Here is a 12,838-nt window from a genome sequence, read left to right on the forward strand (position 1 = left end):
TTGATGCTGCTCCACTCAGCGACAAAGATTCGTCCGACATCGGGATAAGGGGATAGTCCTCTTCATCCGGTTCGGGTTGATAAGAGAGCATGGCACGAGCTATCTCGCGAGCCTGATAAGTTTTGCGCACGAGAATAGCAATATCCGAAGGAGCATACCCTCTTTTTTGCAGACCGATGATAAAACGGGGAAGATCCTGCAAGATCTGCTCCTCCCACGAAAGATTGGCTTCCGCTTCTTCTGATGATGCCGGCGACGGAAGATAAATGCAGACGCTTCCATGCCGGTCTACTTTAGCCGGTGGCACAAGCTGCTCCACATCGGCATAGGTCTGCATGAATGTACGGTTGATCTCCTCCGGCAACTTAGGATCGGGCATTGCCATCGTCTCGGCTTCGCGAGTCATAGCCTCACAGAGGATTTGTGGCAGATGCTTGTAGAGGGAGTTGTTGAACTCGATTATTTCGGGAGTGCTTCGCCAATTATATGGTAGATTGACCCTCTCCGATGTTTCGGCAAAATCCCGACTGACGACCTCTGTGAGCAGACGCCGGTCGGCATTGCGGAAGCGGTATATACTCTGTTTGGCATCGCCGACGAGGAGGTTGTACTTGCCGTGAGCCAAACTCTCGGACAGCAGGGGCTTGAAGTTTTCGTACTGTAAGCTGCTGGTATCTTGAAATTCATCGATCATTTCGTGTTCGATGCGTACCCCGATTTTGTCATAGACGAAAGGGGTCTCGCTCCCGTCGATGATCCTGTGCAATAGAGACGGAGCATCGGAAATGAGCATTTTGTTCTCTTCTTGTCTGATTCCTTCGATTTGTCGCCAAAGGTCGGAGATGATACCAAGCCGGTTTAGAAAGGGAAGCGACTGCTTGGCCGTGGAATACTCTTGCCATTCCCTGCCGAGATAGAGTGCTGCCATTTCGGTCAGACACTCTTTGAGACCGGATTGGTAGGCCGAGAGGATGGCTGCTTGGGTGGTGGCAGGAGTGGTTTTGGCGTAGAGTGTGGTCTCCGGATCGCCTTCTGCCATCGCCATAAAGGTCTTTGTGGGAGGCTTGACTTCTCCTCCTTTGAGCACCTTGGCAAACTCCAAGATACCTCCTTTGGTACCTCCTTTGAAATTGTAGAAGCTGATTCCGGCTATGGTGACGATTTCTTCCGCCCGACGTGCAATAGACAGACGTCGCTGTTCGAAGCCTTCCATCAGCTTGTTCATTTCGGTTTGATAGCGATGAATGGCAGCTTTGGTCGGTAGTTTGCCTTCCTCGGATAGCAGGAGTAGCTGTTCTTTGAAAAGCTCATCACCCAAGCTGACTATCTCCCTGCGGATGTTATGTCCACGCCCCTCTTCGATCAGGTCTTCAGCCAAACGCCTGATCCAATTCTCGACGTCGGAGGTATCTTTTTCTCCCAAGCTGTGCAGCAGACGGACGACAGCCTGTTCGAGCACGGCCTTCTGCTCCATCTCGATCCGAAAACCACCCGGCAGTCCCAATTCATGCGAGAAGGCACGCATTACTTCCTGAAAGAAGGAGTCAATGGTCTTGACTCGCAAAGAAGAGTAGTCGTTTAGTATTTCGGTCAGGACTTCCTGTGCTCTGACTTGTAGCTGCTCGGTAGTCAGAGCCAACTCCTGCATCAGCTCCTCGGCGAAAGGGGACGATCCGCCCACAGCCAGACCGTACAGCTCCTCGAGAATACGCTCCTTCATTTCGGCAGTGGCTTTGTTCGTGAACGTGACAGCCTGTATATAACGGAAAGCCCCGCGCGTACGCAGGGCTAAACGAAGATATTCGCCGGTAAGTGTATGAGTCTTGCCGGAACCCGCCGAAGCTGTATAAATGCGGAGTTGCTTGGAGCGTTTCATTTGTTTTTCTTGTGTCCGGGGGCAAGACGATAAGTCCGGTCGTAGAGGAAAAGAGCCAGCTCGCGCGGATTCTTCTCGAAGCGAGCGATAGTCTCTGGCGGGATCGGATCGCCGATATAGACATCGAAAATATGCCCTCGCTTATTGAATAGCTCGGCAGGGATGCGCGGAGTCCGAATAGCCCAGCTCAGCCATCCGAGGAAGTGAAAATACCAGGAATTGCGGCCACTGAAGAAAATCGGATAAACGGGCACCTGACTGACGAGTATCATCTTGGCACAACTGGCTTGCCATTCGCTGTCCATCACCCGATTGCGATTGCCTTTATAGACGGATATTCCTCCGGCCGGGAAGAAGCCGACCGGCTGACCGTTTTGAAGACGGTTCAGTACCTCCTTCACTCCGGATACATTGTGCTTGCTGTCAAGTCCTCCGGCCATTCCTTTGAGTGGAGCCACCGGTATGAAGCTGTCGCGCAGGCAGCTGATCATGGACAGAAAACCATTGACCAATACGCTATAATCGGGACGTACCGATCCGATAATATCGATCAACATAATGCCATCCAGAGAGCCGAACGGGTGATTGGATACCGTTGTAAAGGCACCGCCCTTGCGCATCTCTTCCAAATGCTCTGCCCCGTGCAGCCGGTAGCTGACATTGATGGTGGGGTCAGTCAGTGCAGCATGGGCAAACTCTGCTCCACGCAGATTGATATGACGGGCATGGACGGCGTTGATGTCCGTTATCTTGAGGGCTTTCAGCAACCGGCGCGTCAGTCGTCGCTCCCCTCCCAGTACGGGAAAAAGACGAAGTACATCTTCTTCGGTAAGAACTTCCGGACGTGAGTCTGACATGAGCGATCGGGTATTAAGGATCTTCGAGTTGTCTGAGCGTATGATTACCGCCTCTCTTTCAGGTGATGTCTGCACATGGCCTCGTGTCGTCTGATACCGAGGACGAGCACTGTATTCAGAATCAGTATTTCGAACACGAAATAGAGCCAAATATGACCGCTCAAGACGATAAGAAAAAGAGGAATGGTACGGCCGTTGAACGTAAGGAAGTCCACGATATTCATGATTCGGCGGCTATCCTTACGCAGATGCTGCCGAAGCGTTTCGGGGATGGTATTCTGCGGATAATCGGCCTCCAATTGGTCGAGAAGCCTTTGCAGCCGGGGCGTCGCACGTTCCTGTATCAACGTATAATAGTAGTACAACGAGCTGAAAAGACGATTCACTCCGTGTGGCATCGCCTTTACACGGCGACGTATGGATGTGGATCGTTCGAACTCTTTCCCCTTCTCCGGACTGATGAAAAAGAGATGGAGCGTTTTGTAGTAGTCCGTAACCGCAGCCTGAACCAAATGGCTGATTCCCGAGAGCAGACCGACGGCAATCAGGATACCGGTGGTCATCGAACCTAAGGCATCGGGATACTCTGCTGTCAAACGAATGATGAAGCAGATATAGATGCATGCGAACCAAATGTCTCCGGCAATGCCGTCGAGAATACGCCCGATCTCACTCTTGATCCCGGTCAGACGAGCCAGCTGTCCGTCGATGCAGTCCATGATATTAGCCACTACCATACATAGAATACCGGCCACAGCCCAACGGAGATCATAAGGAGTATGCACGAAGCACAGCCCGCCGCCTAATCCGACAAAGATGGACAGGATCGTAACCATATTGGGCGTTACCCTTGTACGACTGAGAAGCTTGGCAAAGTAAAAACCTATCGGACGGTAGAATTTCCGGTCAATTATATTTTCCGTCTCCAGTGATTTGAGAGAGGCTTGGTACTCCTTGTCGTTTTCGTTCATGTCTGAGCTGTTCAGCGGAAGCTGTAGCCTCCATCAAGAGTCAAGACCTCACCATTGCAATAAGCGTTGGCGAGCAAAAATAAAAAGGCTTCGGCTACTTCATCCGGTGTCGCAAAGCGATGCAAAGCAACCTTATTCTCGATATTTCGGCGTATTTCGGCCGGTTTGTTCTTCTGCCATTCCGTATCTACAAATCCCGGTGCCACGGCATTCACTCGGATGCCATAAGGCTCCAGATGCTTCACCAGATTGCGGGTCAGAGCGTGTACAGCGGATTTGCTCACTCCATAAGGCAGAGCCATGCCGTGCGGTTCTATTCCCATGAGCGATCCGGTAAAGATGATACATCCGTTGTTGCGCTCGATACGCGGCAGAAGGCGTTGGATCAGGAAGGTGGGGAAATGGACATTGGCAAAGAATACGCGCTGCCATTCGTCGATAGTCATCTCCTCGAAAGGCGTGCGGCATGTGATGCCGGCATTCATGATAAGAGCTTGCAGCGTAATATCCCTCTGCTCAAGGGCTTCCGCTATCAGGTCGATACCTTTCGCATCGGTAGCATCTGCTTGCAGCAGCTCTACGGATGGAGCGCTCTCTGCCAATTCGCCCGCCACTGCTCGCGCCGTCTCCTGATCATGTCCGTAGGTAAGAACGAGGGAGTATCCTCTGCTTGCCAAGAGACGGGCTACTGCGAGACCGATGCCCTTGGTTCCTCCCGTAATCAACGCGTATCCGACCGCCATAATTCCTACATGTTTTGGACAGACTTGGGCTTGTGCTGACGCTCTTCATTCAGCGTCTTGGCATAGCTATCGTGTATAGTCTCCTTGATTTTGGTAGAGGAAACGCCTGTCCCGTAAGGGAAATAAAAGACCTGAACGCCGAGATCCTTCAGATAGTCGTATTTGCCATTCCAGTCGTCCCCCACTACGAAAGCGTCTATATTCAGCTTCTTGACGATCTCCGTGTGATCCAATGTATGCTGCGGAATCACGATGTCCGGTGTCTTCAGGGCTTCAAGGATTTGCAAGCGCTCGATAAAAGGAATAATGGGCGGCGCCTTGTATGAAGCGACAAGTTCGTCCGTGCTGACGCCAACGATAAGGATGTCTGCCAAACTGCGCGCATAGTTGATCATGCGCAAATGGTTGTAGTGGAACATGTCGAATGTCCCGGATGTGTAAACGATAGTCTTATCCTTAAACATAGAGTCTATAGGGTATTAAAATTAATGCTCATCTTCTGTTTGCGGCAATTTCTCATTGTCATTGCCCCGCTCGAAATAACTCTTTCGGAGAGGATTGCGCGTAGCCGATCGCCACGATGCCCGTGAACGATAAATGTCGATCGCCTGATAGATGGCTGCGCGAAAAGAATCGGGCGAAGCCTCGCCCTTGCCGACGATGTCGAAGCCTGTACCATGATCCGGCGAAGTGCGTACGATGGAAAGCCCTGCCGTCACATTGACCCCTCTGTCCATGCAGAGAGTCTTGAAAGGGATCAGCCCCTGATCATGATACATGGACAGAATGCCATCGAAATGCAGAGCCATATCCGACCCCCAAAAACCGTCAGCGGCATAAGGGCCGAACACCAACAATCCCTGCTCTTCTGCCTCTTGCACCGCCGGCCGGATCGTGTCGCTTTCCTCGGTGCCGATCAGTCCGCTGTCGCCGGCATGCGGATTCAGAGCCATGACGGCTATCCGCGGACGTACTATACCGAAATCCATGCGGAGGCTGCGATCGAAAGCCTTCAGCTTGTCCAGGATTTGCTCCCGAGTGATAAGCGATGGCACGCGTGCTATCGGCTCGTGCATCGTTACCAAAGCTGTGCGGAGCTTATCCTGCGCCAGGATCATCAGCGCATCTTCGCCCTCTATGCCGGCTTGGGCCTGCAGGTATTCCGTATGGCCTTTGTATGGAAAGATGTCCTGCGGCATGGCTGCTTTGTTGATCGGCATGGTCACCAGCACATCCGCATCGCCTTGCTTCACGGCTTGGATAGCCATGTCCAGAGCTTTTATCGCATAGGCTCCGGCCTGAGGAGAGCAAACGCCCATCTCCACTTTGGCGTCTTCGGGTATGCAGTTTACCAGATTCACTCTGCCCTCTACCGCCTCGGCTGCCGAGGATACTTGGTTCCAACTTTCCAAATCCAACTCCAAGGTCTTCCTGTAATAGGCTGCCACCTTGGCGGATCCGTATATGACAGGCGTGAAGAGATCCAGTATCGAGGCTTCGGCAAAGGTCTTAAGCAGAATTTCATACCCAATACCATTGATGTCGCCATGGGAAATGGCCACTTTCAGCTTTTTATTCTCCATTGCATTGAATCTTCGTGTGTTGTCGGTAAGCCGTTTCGGATATTTATTTGAGTGTAGTCCAGCGAGCTTTCCTGATAATGGACGGATCGAACTCTTTCTCGGCCTTCGGACGCATGCTGTATAGTGCCGCTTCCATTTGCCGCATCAGATCGCGTTTCTTCTCATTGGGATGATATACGAAACCCTCCACCACTACTACCCGATCTCCATCGACGAAAGCCTGTGCCACGAAAGGCCCGGACATCATTTGTCCTCCCTCCATACGCCAGATACCATGCACTTCGCCTCGCTTTTGGTCGCCCGGGTAGACGTAGCGATGCTTCAGTAGCATACGCTCCGTGACGGGATAAGACCCTGCGTCCGAACCTTCTATATTGGCTTTGAGCACGGAGTCACGCACCTCCACCATGCGATCGAGTCCCAGATCCGATGCTTCGCGATAGGGGAAAGTATAGACCAAAAAATCCTTGCGCCGGCGCATCTGATTGTTGGACATCCACAGGAAGTCTTTGCCCTCCTTGTGGCTGAGTATATCGGCCGGCACATTGATATGGTATCCGAACATACGCTGTACGCGCTGGTCGGCATCCGCACTGCAGTCTTTCTGCCAAAGCTGGCCGAAGAGGAAAAGCTCGTGGCGGATAAAGAGGTTCTGTATGGCCGATTTGTTGGATTCGACGTAGGCCGTCAGTGAATCTGTCGCAGGACTGTTGATCAGCACGACGAGCTGACCGTTAGCCCACTGGTCATAGCCGTATTTGAGAGAAGTCTTGGTGAATATATCGGGGTTGATGTCGATCTGCAGCACATTGCGGATATAGCGGAGGAAGCCCGTAAAATCCTTTTCCGATACGCGCGAAACAGCCATGATCGGCTCGTTTTGGTTCAGAGCCGGAGCCACCTCGGTCATTGCCACGTAGATGGCTTCGCCGACAGGCGATCCCAGATATTGGTCGTCCATGACCAGCATCATTTCGCCCGGAGATCCTGTAGAGTTGGTGAACGACTTGCCGGCCGTCCCTCCCTGGCATGCACAAGCCATCGCAAAAACTGCGAAAAAAGCCGGCACAACGAATAATAAACGGGTATTGCGTTTCATTTTGCTGTTTCGCCTTTTTGTTTTTTTCTGTTCGAATACAAGTCCAAAGGTAGTAATAATAGTTGTCGCAAAAGAGTCCGTTTTCCGCCCTTACGAGCTTTTCTCTTCGGAAGACTCCGCTTTGCTCGTGGAGAGCATGCCACAGGCTGCGAATATATCTTCCCCTCGCGATGCACGGATGGTACAGGTATAGCCATGCGATTCCATACGTTTGCGGAAAGCCTCCATGCGAGCGGTATCCGAAGAACGGAGCGACACGGCAGGGATTTTGTGGAAGCGGATCAGATTGATCCTGCAGGGGATGCCGCGGAGGATAGCGGCCAGTTCGTCGGCATGGCGCATATCGTCGTTCAGACCATCGAAGACGATGTATTCGAAGGACACTCGTCGTTGTCCGCTGAAGTCGTAGGCCCTGATCCGGTCGAGCGTCTGCATAATGGGGAAAGCCTTTTCACCCGGCATCAGTTTCCTCCTTTCTTCCGGGAAGGGGCTATGCAGGCTGACTGCCAGATGGCACCGGCTCTCTGCGAGGAAACGCTCCAATCCTTTGGCACCGATCGTAGATACTGTTATGCGCTTCGGACTCCAGCCCATGCCCCACGGCTCTGTCAGGGCTTCGATACTGCGAAGCACTTCGTCCGTATTGTCGAGCGGTTCGCCCATGCCCATATAGACGAGATTGGTCAGCTCGGCTGCTTCATCCACGGAGAAAATCTGGTTCAGGATCTCGGCTGCAGAGAGATTGCCGTTCCATCCCTGTTTGCCGGTCATGCAGAAGAGGCAGTCCATTTTGCAACCGACCTGAGACGAGATACAGAGCGTAGCCCTGTCGCCCTCGGGGATAAGTACAGATTCCACGAAACGCCCTTCTCCTACGGGGAAGAGATACTTCTTGGTTCCGTCCACCGAACATTGTACATCCGACCACGGGTAGCGTCCGAGATCGTAGATCTCTGCCAACTTCTGCCGATTGGCCTGCGATATGTTCGTCATCTCGGCAAAATCGGTAGCACGCCGCACATAGATCCATTCGGCCAGTTGCTTGCCTGCAAACCGCGGCATACCCATCCGGAGAGCCACCGTGGTCAGCTCTTCGAGCGACATACCCAAAAGCACAACTTTCTTTTCAGTCTCTGTCTGTTGCTTCACTTCACCACTCTATTATATAATGTAACCACAAGAAAGAGCTTCATCTTCTTCTTTCCCATCCGTCAGGGATTCGGCAACGATCGGACCGATCCTCGGATGTACTCCTCTCCATACAAAAGTAATATATCCCGTACTAAGCCCTCCCATTTCACTCTTGATAGGATCGATACGATGAAAGAGATGCGTGCGCATGCAAGGAGTTGGTGTCGCTGCTTCCCGAGCTTGATCTCCGGATAGCAGGGACTTAAGAAAAGGAAACGGGTGAGATCGTGAAAGATGAAACACGAACCGAAAATCGCCGGATTGCGGTTCGTATTTTCTGAAAAAGTGGCGTGAGATCTTTTTCGCTGTGGCGCGTAAATTTTTTACTTCCCGAACCAAAACGAAAAAATTCTCGCGCCACGTTTTTGGGAGCATGGAATGAGAAAATTTTGGGCTGTAAACTCCCGAACGATGAATAAGGTGATCTGTGCCGAAAAACTTCCTGTGAGCAGGGGGGCGAAAGATTGGGCTCTCCGCACAGAGCGAATAAGAGAGGGGCTGAAAGCCACTGCGGATCTCAGCCCCTCTCTCCTTATGATAGTATTCGTCAGGCGTCTCTCTATTCGAGCCTATGTGCGACAGTGAAGTGTCAGACGATAGCCGCTACAATGGCTGCTGCATCCGCCGGCAACATTTGCTGCTCTCCCGTCAGCATGTTTTTCAGATTCACTTGCCCGGCCGCTCGTTCGTTTTCTCCGACGAGTGCCACGTATGGAATGTTGGCTACATTGGCATAGCTCATCTGTTTCTTGATCTTGGCAGGTTCGGGATACAGCTCTGTGCGAAGGCCTTGCTCCCTGAGCTTTTGGATCAGCGGGAGCAGGCTGTCGGCATCCTCTTCGCTGAAATTGACAAAGAGTAGCTGCGTACCGGTCAGCTTCTCGGCAGGGAAGAGGTCGAGCTGCATCATCACATCATAGATACGGTCTGCACCGAAAGAAATGCCCACACCCGACATACCCTCCAGACCGAATATGCCGGTGAGGTTGTCGTAGCGACCACCGCCGGTAATGCTACCCATCTCGGCGTCGAGTGCTTTCACTTCGAGAATGGCTCCTGTATAATAGGAAAGGCCACGAGCCAGAGAAATATCCACCATCAGTTCGGAATGGAGCTGCACGCGCTCCACTTTGTCCAAGATATAGGTCAGCTCCTCGATTCCCTTCAGCCCCGTTTCGGAGGAGGCAAGAGCCGATTTGAGCCGGTCGAGCTTCTCCCGATTATCCCCTTTCATCTCGATAAAAGGACGCAAGCGTTCGATAGCTTCTTCGCCGAAGCCTTTGGTGCGCAGCTCGTCGTTCACCTTGTCGAGGCCGATCTTGTCGAGTTTGTCTATCGCCACCGTAATGTCCGTCAGCCTGTCGGCTTCATCTACCACTTCGGCGATACCGGAGAGGATCTTGCGGTTGTTCAGCAGGATACGAGTCCTGATACCCAATCTGCGAAAGACTTCGCTGATGATCTGGATGAGTTCTACCTCATTCATGAGCGAATCCGAGCCGATGACGTCTCCATCGCACTGGTAAAACTCGCGATAGCGACCCTTCTGCGGTCTATCGGCACGCCATACGGGTTGAATCTGATACCGTTTGAAAGGAAAATTGATCTCGTTGCGATGCATCACCACGAAGCGAGCAAAGGGAACTGTCAGGTCGTATCGAAGCCCTTTCTCACAAGCTTTGGCTGCAAACCGCAGAGAATTTTTCTCTGCCAGTTCCTCCGCACAGAAGTCTGCCAGCACGTCGCCGGAGTTGAGCACCTTGAAGAGCAGGCGGTCTCCCTCCTCTCCGTACTTGCCCATCAGCGTGGAGAGCATCTCCATCGTCGGAGTTTCTATTTGGTTGAATCCGAAGAGTTCGTACACCTCGCGTATGGTGTCGAATATGTAGTTGCGCCGGCTCATTTCGACCGGACTGAAATCGCGCATTCCTTTGGGTATAGAAGGCTTTTGCATTACGTATGTATTAGTTGGTGAATGATAGGTTACAAAAACAGAGAGAGGAGAGTCCCCATATCAATAATCGCGGATAAGCTCCAGCAGAGTGGTGGCATATCGGTTTTTCTCGTCGGCCAGATATTCCGTGCGGCTCAGCTCCACCCATTCGCTCATGTCCAATTCAGGAAAAAAAGTGTCGGCTTCGGGAAAGTCGGCATGCACGCGTGTCAGATAGATTTTGTCCGTGTAGGGCAGCATCTGCTCATATACTTGTGCTCCGCCGATGACAAAGGCCTCTGCCTCTTCGCCCACCAGCTCCAATGCCACTTCGGGCGAAGCTGCCCATTCGGCACCGGGAAAATCCTGCTGCGTCCTGCTTAGGACGATATTGCGTCTGTTGGACAAAGCACCTTTGGGCAGGGAGCGGAATGTACGGCTACCCATGATAATGCTATGCCCTGTGGTCATTTCCTTGAATCGTTTGAGATCGGCCGGCAGATGCCAGAGGAGGTCATTTTTGTATCCGATAGCCCCATTCTCGGCTATGGCAACAACGATTGAAATCATATTGGATAGGTGAGGAAAAACTGAATATCGGTGGAAAACATTCCGTCAGACTGCTACAACGCCCGCAATGTGCGGATGCGGATCATACCCTTCGAGTCGGAAGTCTTCGTATCGGAAGTCGAAGAGATCGGACACCTCCGGATTCAGTACCATTCGGGGCAACGCTCTCGGCTCACGACTCAGTTGTAGCTGTACCTGTTCGAGGTGGTTAAGATAGATATGGGCGTCGCCCAGTGTATGTACGAATCGCCCGGGTTTCAGCCCTGTGACATGAGCGATCATTTGTAGCAGGAGTGCATACGAAGCTATGTTGAACGGTATGCCCAGAAAAGAATCGGCACTGCGCTGATAGAGTTGCAGGCTCAGCCGGCCGTCAGCGACATAGAACTGCATGAAACAGTGGCATGGAGGCAGATGCATATCGGCAAGCTGGCCTACATTCCACGAGCATACGATAATGCGCCGGCTGTCCGGTTCCTCGCGCAGCTGGCGCAGCACCTCCTGCATTTGGTCTATATGCCCTCCCCGATAGTCCGGCCAACTGCGCCACTGGTAGCCATATATAGGCCCCAAATCGCCGTTCTCATCAGCCCATTCGTTCCAAATGCGTACGCCATGTTCCTGCAGGTAATGCACGTTCGTATCACCTCTGAGGAACCAAAGCAGTTCGTATATAATGGACTTCAAGTGCAATCGCTTGGTCGTAAGCAAGGGAAATCCCTCTTCAAGGTCAAAGCACATCTGATGGCCGAATACGCTGATCGTACCCGTACCCGTGCGGTCTTCTTTTCGTACTCCCTCGTCGAGGATGCGGCGAAGCAGATCCAAATACTGTTTCATACCACGCAAATATACGTATTTCTTGTAGGCAAATGGATTTTTGGCACCACAGCAGACTCATTATAAAATACTTGAATATGCTACAACCAAAAGAGCTAATTGGAAGAAGAAATGGAAGATCATGGAGTATTCACGTTTTTAATGTGTTTGTCGGAGTATTGCTGTTTGTTCACAACTCCTTGTATCTTTGGTTCGTAACAATGAAATAGTAACGAATAAAAAAGAAGATCTTATGAAAATAATGAATGTGATTTTGGCTTCTGTCTTAGTAGTCCTATTAGCCGGATGCAGCACCGTACCGATTTCGGGGCGCAGTCAGATCATGCTGGTACAGGATTCGGAGATTCTGTCCTCCAGTGCCTTGCAGTATAAGCAGTTTCTCAGCAAAGTGAAAATCTCCAAAAATGCGACATCCACGGCACAGGTGCGACGAGTGGGACAAAAGGTAGCAGCCGCCACGATGCTCTATCTGAAGCAAAACGGATTGGGAGACATGGCCTCACAGATGAAATGGGAATTCAATGTTGTAGAAGACAAGGCTGTGAATGCTTTCTGTATGCCGGGCGGAAAGATTGTGGTCTATACCGGATTGCTCAAGTTGGTAGGTTCGGATGCCGAGCTGGCCACAGTGATTAGCCATGAGGTCAGCCATGCTGTGGCAAGACATTCCAACGAACGTATCAGTCAGGAATATCTACGCCAAATGGGTGGTAATATACTGGGCGCAGCAGTCTCCAACAAGTCAGCAGCACTGCAAACGGTCATCGGGCAGGCCTATGGCATTGGATCACAAGTGCTTATTACGCTACCCTACAATCGGAAACAGGAGTATGAAGCCGACAAAATAGGACTTGTCTTCATGGCGATGGCCGGTTATAACCCGAATGCGGCAATTACTTTTTGGCAAAAGATGGCTGCCCAAGGTAACGGGCGGGTAGAGTTTCTGAGCACGCATCCGAGCGATGCCAATCGGGTAGCTGCCATTCGCCAATATATGCCGGAAGCAATGAAATATTATAAAAGCAAGTAGCATCAGTCTTTTGACCTAAAAGAGAACCTCCTTACTCCTGATTGACTTCAATTTTGTCGAAGAAAAAGGATTCCGATTCCTGCGTCATACAAACTTTTTAGGTTGAAGAATAGCTTGCGGGCGAAATATATTTTTATCTTTGTGT

15 protein-coding genes (1 of these 15 cut by a window edge) are annotated in these 12,838 nt (G+C 51.5%); 3 read left to right on the forward strand and 12 right to left on the reverse strand.

Translation table 11 applies throughout. The annotated features are described in order from the left end of the window. The 9 genes from PGN_RS09725 to PGN_RS12065 all read right to left on the reverse strand — a co-directional run. Positions 1–1,876: the 5' portion of a UvrD-helicase domain-containing protein gene (locus PGN_RS09725; RefSeq protein WP_012458714.1), read on the reverse strand. Its footprint begins 1,349 nt before the window's first position; 1,876 of the gene's 3,225 nt are visible here — the first part of the coding sequence; it begins with the start codon at positions 1,874–1,876; its stop codon lies beyond the left edge, outside the window. Then, positions 1,873–2,733, reverse strand: coding sequence for a lysophospholipid acyltransferase family protein (locus PGN_RS09730; RefSeq protein ID WP_004585589.1), 861 nt, complete (start codon positions 2,731–2,733; stop codon positions 1,873–1,875). Before PGN_RS09730 ends, PGN_RS09725 begins: the two co-directional genes overlap by 4 nt. Positions 2,734–2,777: 44 nt before the next feature. Beyond that, on the reverse strand, positions 2,778–3,704 hold the full coding sequence (locus PGN_RS09735; RefSeq protein ID WP_005874709.1) for a CDP-alcohol phosphatidyltransferase family protein: 927 nt from the start codon (positions 3,702–3,704) through the stop codon (positions 2,778–2,780). A gap of 11 nt (positions 3,705–3,715) precedes the next feature. Further along, positions 3,716–4,447, reverse strand: coding sequence for an SDR family NAD(P)-dependent oxidoreductase (locus PGN_RS09740; protein ID WP_012458716.1), 732 nt, complete (start codon positions 4,445–4,447; stop codon positions 3,716–3,718). Positions 4,448–4,452: 5 nt separating this feature from the next. Beyond that, entirely contained in the window at positions 4,453–4,911 is a 459-nt protein-coding gene (locus PGN_RS09745) for an adenylyltransferase/cytidyltransferase family protein (RefSeq protein ID WP_004585592.1), read from the reverse strand. A gap of 21 nt (positions 4,912–4,932) precedes the next feature. Beyond that, on the reverse strand, positions 4,933–6,030 hold the full coding sequence (gene pdxA / locus PGN_RS09750; protein ID WP_012458717.1) for a 4-hydroxythreonine-4-phosphate dehydrogenase PdxA: 1,098 nt from the start codon (positions 6,028–6,030) through the stop codon (positions 4,933–4,935). Positions 6,031–6,073: 43 nt separating this feature from the next. Continuing rightward, a complete protein-coding gene (locus PGN_RS09755; RefSeq protein WP_012458718.1) occupies positions 6,074–7,129 on the reverse strand; it encodes a DUF4837 family protein in 1,056 nt (351 codons plus the stop codon). 90 nt (positions 7,130–7,219) lie between these two features. Further along, on the reverse strand, positions 7,220–8,278 hold the full coding sequence (gene rlmN / locus PGN_RS09760; protein ID WP_012458719.1) for a 23S rRNA (adenine(2503)-C(2))-methyltransferase RlmN: 1,059 nt from the start codon (positions 8,276–8,278) through the stop codon (positions 7,220–7,222). 12 nt (positions 8,279–8,290) lie between these two features. Beyond that, complete coding sequence (locus PGN_RS12065; protein ID WP_004585596.1) at positions 8,291–8,470, reverse strand: hypothetical protein; 180 nt, start codon at positions 8,468–8,470, stop codon at positions 8,291–8,293. 157 nt (positions 8,471–8,627) lie between these two features. On the opposite strand from PGN_RS12065, the gene PGN_RS12075 reads away from it, so the two are divergent. Together PGN_RS12075 and PGN_RS09770 are read left to right on the forward strand one after the other, a co-directional pair. Continuing rightward, positions 8,628–8,702, forward strand: a complete 75-nt coding sequence (locus PGN_RS12075) for a DUF1661 domain-containing protein (RefSeq protein WP_230456078.1) — start codon at positions 8,628–8,630, stop codon at positions 8,700–8,702. Then, on the forward strand, positions 8,699–8,905 hold the full coding sequence (locus PGN_RS09770; RefSeq protein WP_012458721.1) for a hypothetical protein: 207 nt from the start codon (positions 8,699–8,701) through the stop codon (positions 8,903–8,905). Before PGN_RS12075 ends, PGN_RS09770 begins: the two co-directional genes overlap by 4 nt. 4 nt (positions 8,906–8,909) lie before the next feature. Here the strand turns inward: PGN_RS09770 and hisS are convergent, their stop codons facing one another. From hisS to PGN_RS09785, 3 genes are read right to left on the reverse strand one after another with little or no spacing between them, the layout of a single operon-like run. Then, a complete protein-coding gene (gene hisS, locus PGN_RS09775) occupies positions 8,910–10,274 on the reverse strand; it encodes a histidine--tRNA ligase (protein WP_012458722.1) in 1,365 nt (454 codons plus the stop codon). Positions 10,275–10,334: 60 nt separating this feature from the next. Then, positions 10,335–10,823 (reverse strand): dihydrofolate reductase, encoded by a 489-nt coding sequence (locus PGN_RS09780; RefSeq protein ID WP_012458723.1) that lies wholly within the window; start codon positions 10,821–10,823, stop codon positions 10,335–10,337. Positions 10,824–10,868: 45 nt separating this feature from the next. After that, positions 10,869–11,663, reverse strand: coding sequence for a thymidylate synthase (locus PGN_RS09785; RefSeq protein WP_004585599.1), 795 nt, complete (start codon positions 11,661–11,663; stop codon positions 10,869–10,871). A 232-nt stretch (positions 11,664–11,895) separates the two neighbouring features. Between PGN_RS09785 and PGN_RS09790 the strand changes: the two genes are divergently transcribed. After that, the gene (locus tag PGN_RS09790) at positions 11,896–12,693 is read left to right on the forward strand and encodes a M48 family metallopeptidase (protein WP_012458725.1); all 798 of its coding nucleotides are present in this window, start codon (positions 11,896–11,898) and stop codon (positions 12,691–12,693) included. Positions 12,694–12,838: the final 145 nt, after the last annotated feature.

Origin of the sequence: Porphyromonas gingivalis ATCC 33277 (assembly GCF_000010505.1) — a bacterium.
Taxonomy (GTDB): Bacteria; Bacteroidota; Bacteroidia; order Bacteroidales; family Porphyromonadaceae; genus Porphyromonas; species Porphyromonas gingivalis.